The organism is Legionella sp. PC997, from assembly GCF_014109825.1.
Lineage (GTDB): Bacteria > Pseudomonadota > Gammaproteobacteria > Legionellales > Legionellaceae > Legionella.
This window is the reverse complement of record NZ_CP059576.1, coordinates 2,372,500-2,392,931: the sequence shown is the minus strand read 5'-3', so window position 1 is coordinate 2,392,931 and position 20,432 is coordinate 2,372,500. Positions and strand designations below refer to the sequence as shown.

The window sequence follows — 20,432 nt, the reverse complement described above, 5'->3', positions numbered from 1 at the left end:
TGAGTTAATTTCCTTATGCAACAACGTTTTGTACATTTACGTGTTCACACTGAGTTTTCTTTAGTTGATGGTTTGGTTCGAGTAAAACCTTTAATGAAAGCTCTACCATCTCGAGGAATGTGTGCCGTTGCGGTAACTGATTATTGCAATTTGTTTGCTGCAGTGAAGCACTATAAGAGTGCGGTTGATGCGGGAATCAAACCTATCATTGGAAGTGATTTACCTTGCCATGACCCTGAGCAGCCAGAACGCGTTTCGTCTATAGTTCTTTTGTGCCTAAACTTAGAAGGGTATAAAAATCTAACATGTCTTATTTCTAAAGCGTACCAAGAAGGTCAATACCAAGGACAACCCAGAGTACACAATGAATGGATCAAGGAATATTCCGAGGGACTCATTGCTTTATCCGGTGGACGATTTGGGGATATTGGACAGGCTCTGCTAGCCAATGATGATGCTTTGGCAAAAAGCCGGGCATTATATTGGCAAACCCTTTTCCCTGACCGATTTTATCTGGAAATTCAACGTACGGGACGGCCAGATGAATCCCGGTATAATGAAAAATTAATTGCCTTAGCTGACGAGCTGAGATTACCGTTAGTTGCAACTAATGATGTTCGTTTTCTTGATCAGGAGGATTTTGAAGCTCATGAAGCTCGCGTTTGCATTCATGAGGGTTATTCATTAGCAGACCCTAGAAGAACGCAAAAATATAGTGCGCAACAGTACTTACGCTCAGCCGATGAAATGATTGCTTTATTTTCTGATTTGCCCTCTGCAATTGAAAACACTGTTGAAATCACTAAGCGCTGCACGGTAAAACTAGACTTAGGTAATAATTATCTCCCCAATTTTCCTATCCCAGATGGCTCTACAGTTGAGGAGTATTTATCGCATTTATCACAAGTGGGATTAGAAGAGCGCTTACTGCAAATATTTAAAAACAAACCTGAAGTCCTACAGACCTCTCGAAGAGAGTACGATAAACGACTTCAGATAGAGTTGAACGTTATTAATAACATGGGTTTTGCTGGTTACTTCCTAATTGTGGCTGATTTTATTCAATGGGCCAAAGCAAATGGTGTGCCTGTGGGGCCTGGACGGGGATCTGGAGCCGGATCATTGGTGGCTTATGCATTAAAAATCACCGATTTGGATCCTTTAGAGTATGAATTACTTTTCGAGCGTTTTTTGAATCCAGAGCGGGTATCCATGCCTGACTTTGATATCGATTTTTGTATGGAAGGACGCGATCGTGTCATTGATTACGTAGCGGAAAAATACGGCAGACAAAGTGTTTCACAAATTATCACCTTTGGTACCATGGCTGCAAAGGCAGTGGTCCGTGATGTAGGTCGTGTATTAGGGCATCCTTATGGTTTTGTCGATAAATTAGCAAAATTAATTCCTTTTGAAATTGGTATTACATTAAGCAAGGCATTGGAGCAAGAGGAAGAGCTCAAACGCCGTTATACCGAGGAAGAAGAAGTCAAAGAGTTAATTGATTTAGCCTTAAAACTTGAAGGGATTACCCGTAATGCGGGAAAACATGCTGGGGGTGTGGTTATTGCGCCATCTAAGCTTACAGATTTTACTGCAATTTATTGTGAAGAAGGTTCAAATCAAATTGTTAGCCAATTTGATAAAGATGATGTTGAGGCAGCAGGTTTGGTCAAATTTGACTTTTTAGGATTACGCACTCTAACAATTATCGATTGGGCATTAGCCACAGTAAACAAAAAACACGCTGCGGAGGGCTTACCTCTGGTTGATATCAGTCAAATACCCACAGATGATGCAGCGACTTTTGATTTATTAAAGGCATGTAAAACCACAGCGGTGTTTCAGCTGGAATCACGTGGTATGAAAGAACTAATTAATCGCTTACAGCCAGATTGTTTTGAAGACATTATCGCGTTGGTGGCTTTATTCAGACCAGGACCTTTACAATCTGGAATGGTCGATGATTTTATTGATCGCAAGCATGGACGTGCGGCCGTTGACTATCCTCATCCTGATTTAGAACCGATTTTAAAACCCACTTATGGCGTTATCTTATACCAAGAACAAGTGATGCAAATTGCTCAGGTATTGGCAAATTATACTCTTGGGGCTGCTGATTTATTACGTCGCGCCATGGGAAAGAAAAAGCCAGAAGAAATGGCAAAGCAACGAGAAATTTTTACTCAAGGAGCCACTGCCAGAGGTGTGGATGAAAAGGTAGCAACCCATATTTTTGATTTAATGGAAAAATTTGCTGGTTATGGTTTTAATAAATCACATTCAGCAGCGTATGCTTTGGTCGCGTATCAAACTGCTTGGCTGAAGGCGCATTATCCGGCGGCATTTATGGCAGCAGTTATGTCTTCAGATATGGATAATACGGATAAAGTAGTCACTTTTATTGATGAATGTGCTCATATGAAGTTAAAGGTTTTGCCCCCTTCAATCAATCACTCAATGTATCATTTTACAACTGCCGATGACGCCACCATTATTTATGGTCTTGGGGCCATAAAAGGAGTGGGTGAATCAGCGATTGATTGTATTACCCAAGAACGAGAAACTGGGGGAATATATACTGACTTATTTAGTTTTTGCCAACGCCTTGATCTGCGTAAAGTAAATCGACGTGTATTGGAAGCAACTATTAAAAGTGGTGCTTTTGATGATTGGAATGTGGAACGCGCTATATTGACTGCTTCTTTGGAAAAAGCGTTAAAAGTAGCGGAAAAAGAGCATCAAAATCAATCCAGTGGTCAATTTGATTTGCTTTCCTTATTGGAAGAGGAGAGCAAGGAGCATGAGTACGTGCAGTGCAAACCCTGGTCTGAGGCTCAACGTCTTGAAGGGGAGAGGGAAGTTTTAGGGTTTTATTTAACCGGACATCCTGCCGATCAATATCGACGAGAATTTGGTGAATTTATCGTTTCAATCAGTCAATTAAATCCCTCGATGCACAAAAAAGCCATCATATGTGCACAAATAATAGGAATTCGCAAAATTGTGACTAAGCGTGGGAAGAAGTTGGTCATTTTGGGGATGGATGATTCTACGGCGCGACTTGATGTCGTTGTGTTTGGAGAGCTTTTTGAGTCTTCTGTGGCGAATTTGGTAACTGGAGATATGTTAGTTATCGAAGGAGAAGTTGCGCATGATGATTATAATGGCGGCGTGAAAATGACTGCAAATTCTCTCTACGATGTCCCTACTGCTCGTACTAAATTTGCTCGATGTTTGGAGTTGCGTTTGCATGCTGGGAACCAAGGAATATTAGCTTCCATTCAGGCCTTGTTAAAAGCTCATGTGGGTCGTTGTTCAGTGCAGTTTTCCTACTGTAATGACTATGCAAAAGCGCAGTTGAGTCTTGCACCACAATGGCAAGTAATTCCGAGTGATGAGTTACTTGGGCTTTTGACCAACCTTTTGGGGGATGAGCACGTGGTGATGAAATATTAGGAGTTAGGAGTTTGGGTGCAGCAGACGGAACCCAGATTGTTATCGAAAAAGCCAGGTTCCGGTTCGCTGCAGCCAGGTTACACTTATTAGTCTGCTAACAATTTATCCATTTTGGCTGCACAAATAAAATCATTATGACTCAAACCATTAAGGGCATGAGTCATAAAGCTTACGTGACAATAGTTATAACCTACCTCTAAATCTGGATGATGGTTTTCAATATTTGCTATCCATGCGAGTGCATTGACAAAGGCCATTGTTTCATAAAAATTATTAAAAGATAAACTTCGTTTAATAATTCGGTTATCTGCACTAACCTCCCAATTTTTATTTAATTGTGGCATCAAATTCTTAATTTGTTCTGCATTTAATGCAGCCCCTATGCCTTCACATGATTCGCAATGTTTGCTGCTTAAGTCACTGGTCATTTTATTTTCCTTACTTGCAGGTTTTTGGCAAATTCTATTACCCTGAATAACCATAATAGTTATTGAGAGTATCCAGAAATCGATTATTCTGATCCTTAGTTCCTATGGTTACTCGTAGGTAATTATTCATCTTATACGGATGCAGAGGTCGCACGATGATACCTCTATCGAGCAGATAGTTGTAGAGCCGAATCCCATCTTCCTTACAGTCAAAAGTAATGAAGTTGCATGCAGAGGGTAGGTATGGAATATCTAATTGTTCTAATCCCTCCCTCATCTGTTTCATCCCTTCTGCATTGGTTCGCAAACTTAATTGGATAAATGAATCATCATCCAGTGCTGCATAAGCGGTGGTTAGAGCGACCTGATTGACAGTAAAAGGAAGCTGTATACGGCGCATGAGCTCAATGATTGAGGGATGAGCCATGGCATAACCTAATCGTACGCCCGCTAATCCATATATTTTTGAAAAGGTGCGTGTGATGATTAAATTGGGATAATGAGCGAGCCACTCAATACTGTTCTCATTTAATTGGGAAGCAGCATACTCATAATATGCTTCATCAATGACCAATAAGGTACTTTCAGGAATATTTTCTAACAGACGTTTTATTTCCTTTTGATTAATAAGGACCCCCGTAGGATTATTCGGATTCGCTAGAAAAATAATACTTGTTTTTTCGTTGCAGGCTTGAATTAATTTATCTATGTTGACTTGCCAATTTGAATCTATCCCAACAGTATGAACGGGGATATTTAAGGTATGGGCTTGAATTGCATAGGTGCTAAATGCGTATTCGTGGGTGATGATATGTTTGTCATGATGTAATGCAAAACAGTTAAGTAGAATGGTATATATATAATCTGAACCGTTACTTACAAAAAGCTGATCGGTATCAATTTCTAGTTTATGGGCGAGTTTAGGAATTATAGGGTGATTGATTGGTGAGGGATAAGTTGCAAGAACGTGGGGAGACATTTCTCTCAATGCCGCCAAAGCTAACGGACTGCAGCCTAAAGGATTTTCGTTGCTGGCCATTTTAATAATATCATGGTCATTAATCCCTTTTTCTCGCGCTAATTCTTCTATAGATTTGCCCGGTTTATAGGGGATTAAAGATCGTATGCCTGGATGAGGTAATTGCTGAAAGTTAACCGTCATAATTTTCCCTAATATAAATTTTTCCCATATTATCCAAGCTTTAGCATTCTGTCACGAGCCTATGAGATTAAAAATCATTTAATTTTCACCGGATGTTGGACATCCGGTATAAATTATTTTTTAGAAAAATTCATTTGAGCAGCCAAGTCATCAAAGGCACGATTTGGAATTAAATCAGCTTCGGTTAAATATGCCCGATCAATTGGACATGTGTGGTGTTGGCGTACCCAAAAACGAATACTATCAAACCCGCCTCCTTTATAGTCGTTAAATGTATGTCCATGGGGATCAATAACTGTAGGAATTCCATTTATTCCGAGAGGCTCAAGAGTAATAGGGTCCTGAGGTAGATCCATATTTGATTTAGAATTTTTTTCTTTTTTACCGGAGGACGCTTGTCCTTTTAATGGGCCAAAAATAAGTTGTGCCCATGAGGTGCGATTATAATGCTCCACTTGAGCAAGAAATTCATCTGAATGCACTGCGTTATCTGGGACACAACAGTCGGATTGGTTACCCCGAGCACCAACCGGAACCTCACCAGATTTTCCATAAACCAGAGCCACCCCATTAAGTACGGCATTTCTGCAAAGTTCAATCAAATCGGTACATTTATTTAAAAAATAGGCAGGCATATAAAGTAACACCCCAAGACCCAATCCTGCCAGTCCCCCCAGTTCAGAACCGATGTAAGCAATAGGAGCAGATAAGGGTAAGAAAGGTATAAAAAATTCAAGAACTTTTGCTGCGATATAAGGAAGGGCAGTCAATAGAATGCCTACTGTAGCAACTCCAAGATTCCAGGCTTTTTGACCGTAACTGTTGGGTGCTTCATAAACATTGAGGTTTTCGAAAAAAGTTGTCCTGCCAATAAAAACTGCAAACTCATCAAGTGATTCATAGAGCTTCTTCTTTAGAAAAAGAAATCCTTGGAACAGTAAGTCAGGGAAAAATAAAGCAGTACCTATAATGGCTCCAACAGGCGTGCCAATTATAAAACCCAATAGTTCTCCTATCCAACCAAAAACACCACGCATGACGCCATGGTGGCGGGTGCCATCTGCATATTCTATATGTGCGCTATTTGAGGCCCAGTAGGAGGTGTAATCTGGAATCCAGAATATAGCAAACATAAAGTCTAGAATTATCCCGGGAATACTAGTAAGTTCTCTTAAAACCCGGCGAGCCAATACATGTCCTACGGTTGCACCTTTAGCGAAATAAGCATACATCATTTTTCCCCTTTAATTTCCTAGTTATTTGGCGGGTATTTCTTATGGTTATGTCCGGCGCCATTTTAAACACATTAATGGTTAATAACAATCTAATAGATTACAAATAAATCATTTGGTTTAAATTGAAACTCTTACTGCCTGTCGCAGTTTTATAGCTCTTGAATTTTTATTTCCAGGGCGCTAATCTGTGCAGGCAAACCAACCACAGGAATATGGAATTTGAATCGAGAAAAGGGATTTTCCCTTACTGAAGTATTGATATCTTTAATACTGGTAACTACTTTGACTCTTGTGTTATTACAAGAACAACGGCAGAGCAAACAATTATTAAATCAATTAGTTTTTCGAACACAAGGATCTCAATTTCTTGATCAAATTGAGGAAACCTTAGCGGCTAAGACATCCAAATTTCCTCCAATTCCTCCTTCGTATCATTTGGAAATACAACAACAAAACCACCAAATACTGATTCACCTTGCATGGTTAGAACAATTAGGCACTATAACCCGTAAACGTAGTCCCATAGGAAGAACATAATAGATGAAAAAACAAACGGGGCTTAGTTTGACCGAAGTATTAATTAGTCTTTTCCTAGCAAGTTTAATTATGACGGTACTAATCCAGCTTTTTCTAGAGAGTAAGCATCAATATCTTGAGACGGAACAAGTTTTAGCAATACGTTTTGATTTGCAATGGGTGAGTGATTTGCTAAGTGATAGCATTAGACGCGCGGGTTTTACTCCATGTTTGGGTATAGAGCGCCTGCAAACCATTGACCGTCGAACGCATCAAAACAAAATTAAAGCTCTGCATGTGGGTAACCATCCGGAGCAATTGATTCAAGTCAATCGTATGAGTGAATATTTTGCAAAAATAATCAAAATTGAGAGTCGAACAAAAATATGGGTCAAGAATTCAGTGGTATTTCATAAAAAGCGTCCCCTAATTATTGCAGATTGTGAACACGCTGAGATACACGAACTACTCGATATCGAATCTCAAAGTGAGCATTCACTTATTGTTCTCAAAAAACCGCTATTTTTTACCTATAATACTTCAACTTATGTTGGTGAGTATCTGGAAGAGAAATGGTTCATTAAGAACAATACACATCATAAGGATACCTTACATTATAAGTTAATCCATACAGAAGAAATTACTCCTTTAATTCATTACATCCATACTCGAAAGCGAACCATAAAGGAGAAGAAATTTCTCGAAATTAGTATGGGTTTAGAGGAGAACAAAACACTGGAGCTTAGGGTCTTGGTGCGTGGATGAGTGGAACAAATAAAGGGTTTATTTTATTAATAACGCTACTTATCATTGGCGTGATCAGTATCCTGGCATTGACCTCGATGCAGCATATTTTGCTCTATTATAAGGCAATCAATAAACAAGAAATGTTACATCAGAGTTTTTATCAATTAGAGGATGTAACCTTGCAATTGTTGCATCAACCTCAAGCATTCAATCAGGATTGTTTGGTCCGCTCGGACTCTGCAAACCAAGCGATACATCATCTGCTCCATCAAAAAGGATGCTCTTTAATGAGTGGTTTAACCCAATACAAGTATTACATTGAAGATTTGGGCGAGTTTCCCTGTTTGGTAGCACGGGAAAAGGGGCGGAAGTTTGCAACACATCATCAACGCGTCACAGTAGTACCTATCGAGGATGGGAGCCCGGTTTCTCTATTACAAATAAGGGTTATCAGTGCAGGAAGAGTTATTCCTTGTCTTGCAAAGGAGCGGTCGATTTCTCTTGGAGTGAGCAGTTGGAGGTATTTACCTTCTATATAACTAAACCAGAGCGACTTTTGGGGTTCTTTTGATTTATTTATATGTTTTTATCCTTTGATTTTACCAATTTATTAAATTTCTTTATATTGGGGCATTGATGCAGTTTTTTATTTGAGTGTTTCAAAAAAATTCTTTAATATCAATTCGTTATTAAACGAATTGTGTACGTGCCAATAGGCTTTAATAAGAACTTAATGTTTAAATTTTGTTATATTTCGTTGCAAAATATTCCATAACGTGTAAAAATTGTCCGCATATGAAAACGAAAATACGCTTTATTACACTTTTTTTAGCCTTGATTGCCGTAAGTAGTTTGGCATGGTGGTTTTGGCCCGCAAAACTGCCCTTAAAGATGTTCAAACAGGCTGATTTTGAACGTTTACCTGGTTGGAAATCAGCGGATTTGAAAAAATCTTTACTGACTTTCCAAACTTCCTGTCGTGCTTTTATCAAACAAAATCCCGAGGAAATGGTCGGGACGGATGATATAGATTTAAAAGTAAAAGATTGGCAACCGGCGTGTAATGCTGCTTTAAAAATTTCTCCTACATCAGAACAAGAAACCAAGCAATTTTTTGAAAAATGGTTTACGCCTGTGGAATTCACTGATATTGGCAAACCTGGATTATTCACCGGTTATTATGTCCCTATAATTAAAGGAAGCTATAAGAAATCCAAAGAATTTCATGTTCCTCTCTACGAAACTCCGGAGGATCTTGTGACCTCTGATTTGGGACTATTTTTTAACGATTTAAAAAGTCGCCGTATTGTAGGTCGTTTAGAGGGTAAAAAACTGGTCCCTTATTATACTCGTGAAGAAATAAATAATGGCGCACTTAAAGGTAAAGCACGCGTTTTAGTATGGATTAATAGTCCAATAGATCGTTTGTTTTTAGAAATTCAAGGCTCAGGAGTTATTGAACTTGAGGATGGGAGCCATCTTTCTATAGGTTATGACTCTCAAAATGGCAAACCTTATACTGCAATTGCGGGAGTATTGATCAAAAAAGGAGTGATGACCAAAGATAACGCGTCAATGCAGGCGATAAAGCGTTATTTGGAAGCTCATCCTAAGCAGATGGATAAAGTAATTAATCAAAATAAATCATTTGTTTTTTTCCATAAAATGTCTGATGGCGTCGCTTTAGGCTCACAAGGTGTGGCATTAACCCCTGGATATTCGCTTGCTATTGATAAGCAATGGGTACCTATGGGAGCACCTCTTTGGTTAACTACTACACGTCCTGATAGCAACAATCCCAATGAAAATAAGCCTATGCAACGTTTGATGATCGCTCAAGATACCGGCGGAGCAATACGCGGAAAAGTACGCGGAGATGTTTTTTGGGGTGGTGGTGAAAAAGCAACTTTAATTGCGGGCCATATGAAAAACCATGGTCACTACTGGATTCTCCTTCCTAAGCAAGCGATATCTCGCCTAGAAAAAAATAAGTTAATCTCTGGATAATTTCCTTTACTCATCCTCTCTCCAGCCAAGTAGAGGGGATACTCTTTCGATGCGATTTTTTTTGTCCTAGGAAAAAGGTGCGAAAGGGCAGAGAGTGAAGCCCGAAAAACCACTCCTATCTCGATATCTTAATTGATGCAGTTTTTCCCGGAGCCTCTTTTATAGGGGGTATCACACTATTTAATGCTTCTGCATTGTCATTGACAGGGGGCCCGTCATTTCTTAACGCATCAGCTAAACTTATAAATTTGTACCCATTATTTCTATATAATTCAATAATATCTTCTAAACATAAACTATTAAGAAGATTAGCGTGGATTAATAAGATTTGTTTAACGGGTTGACCATCAACTTTTTTCGCTCTTCGCTCTGCGAGTAATGTTTGTTTCCAAATGTACGCCAAGTAGCGTTTTTTAAATGCTGGAAGAATTTGAGCTCTTTTTCTATAGGGGATTTTGTAGAAACGAGCATTAAACTCATAATCTTTACTGTCGATTGTTACTGGAGCGATTGTATATTGATGAGCAGCGAGGTAATCATATACTTTTTGTTTTTTCTGCCCTGTTCCTTCTGCTAAGTAAGGGTAGCGAAAATATTTTGGTTCGGTCAACACTGGCGCTAAAACCGTATCTGCGTGATCAATATCAGCAATGTATTTATCTGCACTCATATTATTCAAGCTTTTATGAGTATAAGTATGATTTCCTAAAGCAAAACCTTGATTACGGAATGTTTCAAGAAGCTCCCATTCAGGTTTCGGAATGGCTCCTCCAATAGCAAATCCAGTAGCGGGGACTTGATTGTCAACAAGTGCTTTTACTATGGCCATAAATCGGGCTTGAGTTCTTTTCAAGCTTCCTGGTGTAGCGGCACCAGAACCAACAAAGGGAAGATCATCAATTGTAATTGCAATTTCTTTTTCTTCTGCAAAACATGGAGAATTCAGGGCGCTAATCAAAAGGGTTACAGCGGTCCAGCGAAGTAACATGATATCCCCTAATTTTATTTTTATTATTTTAAAATAACTATAGTAGACAATTTTTAAAAAAGTATAATTTTTTGATAATTTCTTGTTTATCAAGAAAATTATTAGTGGTAAAATGAAAGGTTGGATGAAAAATTAGATTTTTGCATCCGATCCTTCCTTTTTTTAGTTGAGCTGTTGTTATATACCACATCCACGGAAATAGTTTTTTGTTGTCAACCCACTAAAAACGATAGGGCTTCTTCAAGTAAGCTATACTAATACCATTCACTCGAACTATTCGATGTTGCACATGATCTAAGTATTAAGGTAGGAAGATGAAAAAAAGACCTATTCTGATCCAAAATACAGTGTTATTGAATACGAAAAACTTCCTTTCAGAAAAAATGGATCTTTTAATCGTTAATGACAGGATAGAAGATATTGCTCCACATCTTGATCATACGGATGCTGAAATTATAGATGCTCAAGATATGGTGGCTATGCCAGGTTTAATCAATACCCATATTCATGTATGGCAGTCGGGATTGCATGGTGTTGCGGGAAACTGGAGCTTAACTAATTATTTTGAAAAAATGCTTGATGATCTAGGGCGTGAATTTTCTCCGGAAGATATGTATCTAGCCAATCTGTATGGGGCATTAGAACAAATCGATGCTGGAGTAACGTGCGTACTCGATTGGTGTAATAACATTAATAGCCTAGAGCATGCCCAGCATGCCCTACGAGGGCTGGAAGATTCCGGTATCCGTGCTGTTTTTGCTTATGGTACCCCTGGGATTGATTCATCAAAGTGGTGGTTTGAGAGTTCCGAAAAACATCCGCATGATGCAGTTAAGTTTTTTAAGAAACAGGTGCTCCAAACCAATAGTAGAATACAAATGGCCTTAGCTTTGCGAGGTCCTGATTTCACCCAAAAAGAGGTATTGCTACACGATATTAAATTAGCTCGGGAATTAAATGTATTAGCTACGATGCACGTAGGGGTAAGTGCGGCAAAATTCGGGGTAAAAAAAATATACGAAATCGGAATGCTTAGTGACAAAATAAATTTTGTGCATGGAAATAATTTAGTACAAGAAGAATATCAATTAATTGCAGATCATGGTGCATCACTGAGCATCACTCCCGAGGTTGAAATGCAAATGGGACATGGTTTTCCAGCAACTGGAAAACTATTAGATGTTGGTGGCAAGCCTGTTTTAGGTACCGATATCCCCTCTAATATGAGTGGAGACTTGTTTACTCAGCTGCGTTTTGCTTTGCAGACACAGCGTGCACTGGATAATCAAAAGGAACTTGATGCTGGTGGGTCAGTCAAAAACATCCATTTAACATGCGATGACGCTTTAGATTGGATCACAATCAATGGAGCCAAAGCGCTTCATTTAGATCGATCTATCGGTACATTGGCTCCAGGTATGAAAGCTGATCTAATACTTATTAATCTTAAAGAGATAAACATTTGGCCAGTACATCGTCTTTATGAATCCATTGTTTTTTATGCAAATAGAAATAATGTAGATACGGTTATTATTGACGGAAGGTGTGTAAAACGTCGGGGAAAATTGGTGTATTCGGATCTCAATAAATTAAAGGAGCAATTATTTGAATCAGGTGCACGTATAGTCAAAAATGCTAAGCTACTGTAGTTTATTCTATGAGGTAGCCATGATAAATAGTCCTCTTCAAATTTCTGCTTTTAAAGACATCCTATCGTTTATTTTAGAAACTCAAAAAAATGATCTGATCCATATAAAATATGTAAAGGATGCAAACGAGGCGCATCGTGATTTAAAGGATAAAAGGGCAGATATTGTTTTTATGTCTTATGATGATACTTTGTCGATGGTTTTTGAAGAGGAGTATGCTGATATAGCTGCAATAATGCCTGTGCATGGGGGGATTTTAGATTTATGTGGCAGTATCGATTTAAAAAAAAACACTATTAGAACAGGGATAGATACACCTACAGGATATGCGCGACTTTTAAGATTATACCTTAAACAACATTATCCTGAGGAGTATGGTAAATTTAATTGGGTTTTTGCCGGTGCTACAAATCTTCGTTATGAACAAATAAAACGTCATTTACTCGATATAACATTACTTAATCCCCCATTTTCATATGATCCATGCATACCAAGAATTGAACCCATGGTGCAATTTACTGGTGTATATCAGGGGGTTGTTGCCAATATTAATCCCGTAAACTATTTCGATTCCAACAAGCGGATAACACTTAAAAAATTTATTCATGGGTATTATCAAAAAATTCATACAATGAAAAACAATCCAGAAAAAACTATCTCCGAGCTGGCGAGTTTCTATCAAATATCATTGAAAATGGCGGAATTAATCTATGAGCGCTTATGGACTGAAGATGGGTTAGATGAACACAGTAAATTTGATGAAGCGGCACTCCGAAATACAGAAAAGATTTTTTCGCAGGATACAGGAATTAAAGTTTCTGCTAGAAGAACTTGGATTATTAATGAAGGTTCTAGTTTCTGGTCAAAATAAAGGGACAACTTTAATGGCAAGGATATATTAATTTAATTCGAGCTTGCTATCTTCTAAATCGGAATCCTCTTCCTCGTCATAACTCCAATTTTCCCAAGGATCACCTATAGAAAATGCTGCTGCTAATTTGTTATATTGTTCTCGTACTAAGGAATGCACCTGATCAAAATATTTACTATTGAATGATGTATCACTTTCAGCCTCAGTCCATTTCAATGAGCGTAGATCATTACGGAATTGTTCAAGTGAATTGTGTAGGTTTACTACAAGTAGATAATCCTCAAGATCAAATTCAAAACTATTCGATAAAATATGTTGTATCATAAATTTTGTTTTCAATTGCAAGATATTTATCTTTAATTGATAAATATCTTTGAGTAAACCTTGATTATCTTTTATAAAAGCACAAGTAAAGTTAGTGAGAAGAGTATTAATTTTATTTTGTAGTTCTTCTTTTTCTTTTACTAAAACTCCATTGATTTTCTTGTCATTGAGGATCTCATTATATGCTGATTCGATATGTGACATATCCTTCTTAAATTCTTTATGAAGCGATTCGTAAACATTTATCATCTTCACTTGCGACGAATTGATAAAAAAGCGTTTAGAAGAAGCCATGCAATCACCAAAAAATAAGAATATAAAGGAACATATTATATAATAAAATATATTAAGTGAGCATTAAATGAACTTCTTGTGTCGTGTTTGATTGACTGCATGAACCATTATTAAAGGGCCGGACAGTTTCTCTCAATTTACTGTTTTTAAAGCTTCTCCTGCATCTCGGTACCCCGCATCTATTCTTCTTTTGAGGGTGTTAAAAGAAAAATCAAAAGGGGCGTTTACATTTTCGGGATCTTTGTTTTCAATATAAAGGATATTTTGGATGTATTTGTAGTCGATTAGACGTTGATACCCTGGCAATTTCTTGATAGGGCTATCTATAGGTACAATTTGTTCAATTTCATTGATTACTTCAATGTATTCATTAATCTTTTCAGTTAATTCTTTATTAAAACGGATCTTATTGGAAAATTGAATTTCAAAAATCCGGTCAAAAACATCAACTAAATTAGTTGGTATTTTACCTTGGCTTGGGAACAGATTAATTACAATAATTTGCTTTTCTACATCCGGATCAGAAGTTAGATTCTCTAAGACAGGGGAGAGTGGAGTGTTTTCAAATAAACCACCATCCCAATAACAGGTATTTTTTATCGTCGTCATGGGAAAGCCAGGAGGTAAACTTCCGCTTGCTATAACATGCAGCGGTGTAATTTCTGTTCGATCCTTTCCCTGATTCGTAAACGTTTTGACTTTCCCTGTTGTAATATCTGTTGCAGTAAGAATTAGACGCATCGACGTATTATTTACTTTCTTAAAATCAATATACTTTTCTAATAGTTTTTGCAAAGGTTTGGTGGAATAAAAACTTGTCCAATCTGCTAAATTCCAATAATCAGTACGAGGGTAGAAAAAGGAAGGATTTCCAAATAAGGCCAAATAAGAAGCTAGTTTTTCATTTAAAAAAGGAGAAGAAAAAAGAGTAAATTCTTCCCACATTGCTTCAAGAGTCGCAATGGGCTCATCTTTGGCTCCAACTAAGGCTATTGCATTAATCGCCCCTATCGACACTCCTGAAACAATATCTAGTGAGAATAAAGGCTCTTCATATAGGCGTTTTAAGGCGCCGAACTCATAAGCACCTAATGCACCGCCTCCTTGCAGTACCATCCCTGTTTGTTTCATGATGTCCATTCTTTATTATTTGAATCTAAGGGTTAAGTATAGATTATTTTCTTCAACTTGATCGGGATAAAAGTTCATCATGAAAATTACTTGGCTAATTAGAGATCTACATGCGGGATCTTTCGATTGCTCATATCTCCAATAACTATCACTGCTGGTTTCGCATCAGTCTGTGTATTAGTGCCATCCATACCTAGAAAATCATCATAGGAAAAAGCATAGGAGTTTAAATAGCTATTTTGCGGATGATCAATATTTTTATCAAAACTTAATGCATGCATGGCCTCGGAATATACATTCACACAGGGGGCATCTTTAGTCGCGCCACATTGATTAGCGACGTAATCTATTGAATTATCACCATTGTTAAAATAATATTTGAGGAGTTGTTGCATTTGTTGTTTATTTTTGAAAATTGGATTACCTGCTGAATCAAAGAAATCCTTACCTACGAAAGCAGATTCCTTTCGCATTAACATGCCAGAAACAATAGCAGAAGTGAGATCGCGTGCAATGGTTGAATCTATAGCATTTCTATTATAAAAAGGGGCTTGAGCTCCCATTAAGATTGAATTACTGGTTTGCGGCGAGCCTAGGTTATATGACAACGATTCAGAGCTTGAGCCTCCAACTGGGGAAAAAACTAGTGTTTGACTATTTGGTTCAAAAGCTCCTGACCAAATCCCTTTATTTAATTCCTTTAGATCAATTTTAATGGAGCGATTAATAGCGGAAGAATAGTACCTACTCAGCTCATGGATGTAATTAGTAAAATATCCATTAAATCGAGTACCAAATCTTCCAGGAGCATCAACTCGCATTAATATATTCTCTGAATTATACACTACTAGACTGGACCATTCCGAACGCTTCCATCGAAGTGAACATTCAGGAGAGTTTATTGGTTCACCTGCACTACGGCAAACGATGGTTTTCATATTTTTAATGACGCCTTCTATACCACCCGCATGTCCATACTCATGACCTGCTTGTTGAATCGTATAAGGGATAGCAATAAAATCAACTCCCGTGGGGTTAATCACTGTTTCTCCGCTGGTGCTGTAATTAAACTCGACCTTATCAAAAAGGGTTCCATTGGTAGTCGTTTGAGGATTATTTACATCGGGCTGCTTTGGAGTCAAAGTATTACGATCGGTAGGCATGTCCAATGGATTTCCAAAAGAAATATAAATTCTGCCTGAAGTAAGATATGGAATGCAGGCTTGCGCTATTCCTCCCGAATTAGGAATCAATTCTGATAATGGAATCCCATAGTTTTTTCCATTCATAGTTACATCGTTAATATCAACAAGTGTACCTACTTGATTTCCATTATTAAATTGAACATAAGCATGCTTTTTTGTGGTTGGATCAATACCTAGAATTACGATATACGTATTTTTATGTTCAATACGTGTATTATTAGTCTTTGATAAATCAAAGCGGACGGACATGCCGCCTCCTTTACATGAGTTCTGTGAAAAGGCACATTCACTTAGAGCCAATAAACCTACCACTCCGAATATTAAAAGGCCCAATCTGTTCAATTTGAATATTTTCATTGGATCACCTTATTTAAGTAAAAAAAGTTAATCGAAATGTGCATCAATACTCAGTTATTTATTTTTACCATTTCATTTGATGCAATTATACCCAATATATCAGATTAATGATCATGTAAATACATAACAATGAGTTCTTTATCCTAAAATTCCTTTGAGATAATTAAGTGACATAAATTCAATAGGACTTCTAAGTTTTGTTTGACAGTATCGATAGTTCGTGAAAGATTTGGAGGAATGTGCGTTCTTCTTTCGTGAAGTAGCGTGGCTAGCCTATTATTAATGATTCATCTATATTTATAGGTGGGAGTCGAAAAATGAATTTAAGTAAAAAATTGAGTTTTATGTTGGCTTATTTGTTGGTGATATTGCCTTTTATTGGTTTTTATTATGGTGGTTTTTATACGTTCCTCCCATTTTTTATATTATTTACCCTGGTACCATGGATGGATATTTGGTTGCTAGACCCCAGCAATCCTAACCCTCCTGAAGAACATTTATTGCTCAAAGCCCAATATTTTAAGCTCCTTACTTGGATATATGTGCCTTTGCAATGTTGTTTTATAATTTTGGCGGCGTATCTCATTGCACATGTTCCTTTAACAGCAAAAGAATTTATTGGGTTTAGTTTATCTATCGGGCTTTTAACCGGTGGAATTGGAATTACCCTTGCGCATGAGCTCATGCATAAAAATTCCCAAGTAGATCAACTTTTAAGTAAAATTTTATTAGTTAGCGTATGCTATGGTCATTTTTTTATTGAACATGTACGCGGTCATCATGTTCATGTGGCTACATCCAAAGATCCGGCGACATCTCGTTTAGGAGAAAGTTTATATCAATTTTTACCTAGAACAATTATGGGTTCTTTTCGTTCTGCATCAAATATAGAGCGTAAGCGTTTAAAGCGTTTAGGATATCCCTGGTACCATGTCAAAAATCAATTTTGGTGGATTATCGGCATGCCCATCATGCTGGCATTGCTTCTTCTTTATTATGGCGGATGGATGGTTCTTCTCTTCTTTATGATTCAGTCGTTAACCGCCATTATTTTGCTGGAAATTATTAATTATGTGGAGCATTATGGTTTGGAGCGCAAGAAATTTGCCGATGGATCCTATGAAAAAGTTTCAATTCAACACTCATGGAATGCGAGTCATTGGCTTAGTAATATGCTCCTTTTTCATCTACAAAGACATTCTGATCATCATGTTCATGGAGCACGTCCTTATCAATTATTAAGACACCTTGACGCAAGTCCCCAGCTCCCTTCAGGTTATTTGGGAATGATTATTCTGGCTCTTTTTCCCCCATTATGGCGGAAGGTAATGGATAAGAGAGTGCTTGCTCATCGCGCAAGCAATGAGCAAGAATAGTGCCTAACTTTTGTTCAACTTAAATGGGATAAGAAATTTTTAAGATGTGCTAAAAAATAACTATCGCTACAATTTAATCATACTATTTAGATTGTAGCGTGGAGAAAGTGCTTAGAGTTAAATTATTTTTTATCACGCTTTAATTCAAATCAAGCCCCTGGTGATGTAAGTCAATCCTATTTAGGAATAGCGGTGATTTCGTCCTTGAGATTAATTTCTCCGTTAGCGGTGGAAGTCACTTGAGAACCGTATATCAAGCTCATAGGATTCCAAAAGAATGAAAGTGTTTTTGAAAAAATGCTGGTTGTCTCGGTGGTTACTTTTTCAGATTCTTTATTTTTATTTTTCCTACGATCGATTATGCCAAAATGCTTAATGGCATGTTGTTCTGTCAATTTGATGAAATCGGTTTCTGCAAGCGGAGGAAGCGCCTGGGGTCTGTCTTTATAAAATCGTTCTGCAGCCGTTGCAATTAAGCCATTAGCTTGTCTCAGTAAGTTCAATTCATCAAGTTCAATTTTTTCCTTAGGAACTATATAACGCATAGCAGCCAAGTCAAAAAGTAGAGTTTGAATTTGGTGATAAAGTCTTGCAAAATCTTCAAGAGTATTAGCAAATTGTTCTTCATAGCTTTTGGTAAGTTCCTCTATCTTGTATTTTTCTAAACCCTTTCCAGTCAATTTTTTATGGATATGAGCTATCTTAATTGCTGTGGGATGGTTAGGTAATAATTTATATTCTTCAGAATTTATAATTTCATCCAGAATAACTGAGGGGGTACTCTCGTTGTGATTTGCTTGCATTAACAATGCACTAAAATAATGACTTAAACGATGATCCATAGATTCTTGTAAGCAATTAAAATCTTTTTCTAATCCCTGAGCTTGAAGCATTAAAGTATGGTTTATGCGGGTGAAACTTAAGTTAAGAAGTTCTTCCACAAACTGTTTAATGGTTACATTATCGGATGCTGATAGTTCTTGAAATTTACTGATGATATCAATAATGGCTTGGTGAAGTATTTCTTTTTCTTGTTGTTTTTCATGGGATGTCCAATCATCAGTTAAATATTGCTGGCTCACCTGTTGGATGACTATGCCAAAAGTTTCCAACACGGTCTTCCGAGTTATTTCGGAGTCTAGGATAGATGGTTCTTTATCAGCGATTTTTTTAATGTGTTCTTCTAGGACCGCTCTTGCGGTAGCAAGCATCTCAGCAAGATTTTTTCTTTTAGTATCTAGGCCAAAAATTTTAAAGAAATGTGCTTGCATTAATAAGGCATGTTCTTCATTAACATAACCAGAATAGGTCGAAAAAATGTCATTGAAGAAGCCATAGATATGTCCTTTAAGCAAAGTTCTGCGTTGCTTAGTAAGTCCCATATAGGAATAGTGGGTTGAATTATAGGCATCATATCCAATTTGATTTTTCGCAATCGCACCATAAAGTTTTCGTAAAATATCAGGAAAATCGAGTTCGACCACATTAATTGATTTAGATTCTTTAGAGTTTGTGGAATATTTTCTACCTAAAGCGGTATATTGGTGAAAAATCTGGCTAGCATCATTAAAGGCTACATCATGCTTACTTAAGAAATTAAGTATTTTGTATATCATTAATTTTTGGACATGAGTAGTTTTATAATCATCAGGGGAAACAATGATTCCTTGTTGAGAACCATCATTTCCATTTGAACCCGTGCCATGATGTCCAGGCATGGAATAGCGAACAAAATTTTGTTTTTCATGGGAAACCACTTCAGGAAAAATCGGAGTAAAGCCCCAATCAGAACGTTCATTTGCATAATAAATTAATTCAATATTTTTTATGATTTCGGGTAGGGTAAAAAAACGTTCGTCATACCAAGTAATCGGAAAGCAATCTCCGGGTACCGGATCGATTCCAAAAAAATTTATTGAAGCATTGGGTATAGAGGATTTTAGTTGACTAAACCATTGTACTTGCTCTTCTTTAGGTATCAGATTAATTTGAGATTTTAGGGACTCTATAATATCGGGTGTATTATTTGTAGGCGTACCTTTTTGTCTTTTGACTTGCTGATCAGACAACTGCTTCAACACTTCTTCAAAAGTAGAGCAAGACGCAATAATCGATTGTACTGCCTCTAATTCATGGGCTATCAAAATCGATTCCACAGCGCCTCTACTATGCGCAATTATGTTGATTGTAGTTTGTCCGCGAGCTATTGCTTTTAGAATTGCTGCAAGTCCCAAGCCAATTTTTTCTCCGACATTCGCACCATCGGTTTTCGGACCATTAATTACAGTAAGTTCATCCGCTTGAAAGGGGTACGGATCTTTGACGTCTACTTTTGTTATTTTCGCCGGTATTTTTGTTTTGATTAACGAAGAGACCACACTCAATGTCTCTCCTTTAGGGTAATCTTTTACTTTAGCTCCCTTAGTGTAAGGGGTAGGTTTAGGTATTTGTTTTAATTCAGGGGTAAAGTCAGTGAGTGTTCCTAACATTGTAAGTGTGAATGGTTGTTTCTCAATTTTACTATCCATAGTATCTGCCCCATATTGTGACATAATGACTCATTATAGATTCTAAACTATAAAAAAATAAACAAGTTACGTTCATTTTTTGCATGGGCCTCATTTAAATTTAAATGAATAATTTTTGACTCTGCAAAGAAATAGCATCTATTAGGTTAGTAATC

At 37.3% G+C, this 20,432-nt stretch carries 16 protein-coding genes; 8 read left to right on the top strand and 8 right to left on the bottom strand.

Going from position 1 to position 20,432, the window contains the following annotated elements; translation table 11 throughout:
* Positions 1 to 15 precede the first annotated feature (15 nt).
* A complete protein-coding gene (gene dnaE / locus HBNCFIEN_RS10265; protein WP_182390999.1) occupies positions 16 to 3,459 on the top strand; it encodes a DNA polymerase III subunit alpha in 3,444 nt (1,147 codons plus the stop codon).
* An 86-nt stretch (positions 3,460 to 3,545) separates the two neighbouring features.
* On the opposite strand, the gene HBNCFIEN_RS10260 is transcribed toward dnaE, so the two are convergent.
* The 3 genes from HBNCFIEN_RS10260 to HBNCFIEN_RS10250 form a co-directional block, all read right to left on the bottom strand.
* Entirely contained in the window at positions 3,546 to 3,887 is a 342-nt protein-coding gene (locus HBNCFIEN_RS10260; protein WP_182390998.1) for a 4a-hydroxytetrahydrobiopterin dehydratase, read from the bottom strand.
* A gap of 37 nt (positions 3,888 to 3,924) precedes the next feature.
* The gene (gene hisC / locus HBNCFIEN_RS10255) at positions 3,925 to 5,049 is read right to left on the bottom strand and encodes a histidinol-phosphate transaminase (protein WP_182390997.1); all 1,125 of its coding nucleotides are present in this window, start codon (positions 5,047 to 5,049) and stop codon (positions 3,925 to 3,927) included.
* Between the two features lie 113 nt (positions 5,050 to 5,162).
* Positions 5,163 to 6,284 carry a hypothetical protein gene (locus tag HBNCFIEN_RS10250; protein ID WP_255464191.1) on the bottom strand — a complete coding sequence of 374 codons (1,122 nt, stop codon included), beginning with the start codon at positions 6,282 to 6,284 and terminating at the stop codon, positions 5,163 to 5,165.
* 219 nt (positions 6,285 to 6,503) lie between these two features.
* Between HBNCFIEN_RS10250 and HBNCFIEN_RS10245 the strand changes: the two genes are divergently transcribed.
* From HBNCFIEN_RS10245 to HBNCFIEN_RS10230, 4 genes are all read left to right on the top strand, one after another.
* Positions 6,504 to 6,821, top strand: coding sequence for a prepilin-type N-terminal cleavage/methylation domain-containing protein (locus HBNCFIEN_RS10245; protein WP_182390996.1), 318 nt, complete (start codon positions 6,504 to 6,506; stop codon positions 6,819 to 6,821).
* Positions 6,822 to 6,824: 3 nt separating this feature from the next.
* The gene (locus tag HBNCFIEN_RS10240) at positions 6,825 to 7,565 is read left to right on the top strand and encodes a PilW family protein (RefSeq protein ID WP_182390995.1); all 741 of its coding nucleotides are present in this window, start codon (positions 6,825 to 6,827) and stop codon (positions 7,563 to 7,565) included.
* Positions 7,562 to 8,086 carry a type II secretion system protein gene (locus tag HBNCFIEN_RS10235; protein WP_182390994.1) on the top strand — a complete coding sequence of 175 codons (525 nt, stop codon included), beginning with the start codon at positions 7,562 to 7,564 and terminating at the stop codon, positions 8,084 to 8,086. Before HBNCFIEN_RS10240 ends, HBNCFIEN_RS10235 begins: the two co-directional genes overlap by 4 nt.
* Before the next feature lie 256 nt (positions 8,087 to 8,342).
* Positions 8,343 to 9,554, top strand: coding sequence for a murein transglycosylase A (locus tag HBNCFIEN_RS10230; RefSeq protein WP_182390993.1), 1,212 nt, complete (start codon positions 8,343 to 8,345; stop codon positions 9,552 to 9,554).
* Between the two features lie 115 nt (positions 9,555 to 9,669).
* On the opposite strand, the gene HBNCFIEN_RS10225 is transcribed toward HBNCFIEN_RS10230, so the two are convergent.
* Positions 9,670 to 10,542, bottom strand: a complete 873-nt coding sequence (locus HBNCFIEN_RS10225; protein ID WP_182390992.1) for a polysaccharide deacetylase family protein — start codon at positions 10,540 to 10,542, stop codon at positions 9,670 to 9,672.
* A gap of 314 nt (positions 10,543 to 10,856) precedes the next feature.
* Between HBNCFIEN_RS10225 and HBNCFIEN_RS10220 the strand changes: the two genes are divergently transcribed.
* Together HBNCFIEN_RS10220 and HBNCFIEN_RS10215 are read left to right on the top strand one after the other, a co-directional pair.
* Positions 10,857 to 12,191: an amidohydrolase family protein gene (locus HBNCFIEN_RS10220; protein ID WP_182390991.1), complete on the top strand. Its 1,335-nt coding sequence runs from the start codon at positions 10,857 to 10,859 to the stop codon at positions 12,189 to 12,191.
* 19 nt (positions 12,192 to 12,210) lie between these two features.
* Positions 12,211 to 13,062, top strand: coding sequence for a hypothetical protein (locus HBNCFIEN_RS10215; RefSeq protein WP_182390990.1), 852 nt, complete (start codon positions 12,211 to 12,213; stop codon positions 13,060 to 13,062).
* A 27-nt stretch (positions 13,063 to 13,089) separates the two neighbouring features.
* Here HBNCFIEN_RS10215 and HBNCFIEN_RS10210 read toward each other — a convergent pair whose 3' ends face one another.
* The 3 genes from HBNCFIEN_RS10210 to HBNCFIEN_RS10200 all read right to left on the bottom strand — a co-directional run bounded on the left by HBNCFIEN_RS10210 (position 13,090) and on the right by HBNCFIEN_RS10200 (position 16,373).
* A complete protein-coding gene (locus HBNCFIEN_RS10210; protein ID WP_182390989.1) occupies positions 13,090 to 13,680 on the bottom strand; it encodes a hypothetical protein in 591 nt (196 codons plus the stop codon).
* A gap of 132 nt (positions 13,681 to 13,812) precedes the next feature.
* Complete coding sequence (locus HBNCFIEN_RS10205; RefSeq protein ID WP_182390988.1) at positions 13,813 to 14,811, bottom strand: patatin-like phospholipase family protein; 999 nt, start codon at positions 14,809 to 14,811, stop codon at positions 13,813 to 13,815.
* A 98-nt stretch (positions 14,812 to 14,909) separates the two neighbouring features.
* Complete coding sequence (locus tag HBNCFIEN_RS10200; protein ID WP_182390987.1) at positions 14,910 to 16,373, bottom strand: beta-1,3-glucanase family protein; 1,464 nt, start codon at positions 16,371 to 16,373, stop codon at positions 14,910 to 14,912.
* A 317-nt stretch (positions 16,374 to 16,690) separates the two neighbouring features.
* On the opposite strand from HBNCFIEN_RS10200, the gene HBNCFIEN_RS10195 reads away from it, so the two are divergent.
* Positions 16,691 to 17,749 (top strand): alkane 1-monooxygenase, encoded by a 1,059-nt coding sequence (locus tag HBNCFIEN_RS10195; RefSeq protein WP_182390986.1) that lies wholly within the window; start codon positions 16,691 to 16,693, stop codon positions 17,747 to 17,749.
* Positions 17,750 to 17,925: 176 nt separating this feature from the next.
* Here HBNCFIEN_RS10195 and HBNCFIEN_RS10190 read toward each other — a convergent pair whose 3' ends face one another.
* Complete coding sequence (locus tag HBNCFIEN_RS10190) at positions 17,926 to 20,301, bottom strand: hypothetical protein (RefSeq protein ID WP_255464188.1); 2,376 nt, start codon at positions 20,299 to 20,301, stop codon at positions 17,926 to 17,928.
* Positions 20,302 to 20,432 lie beyond the last annotated feature (131 nt).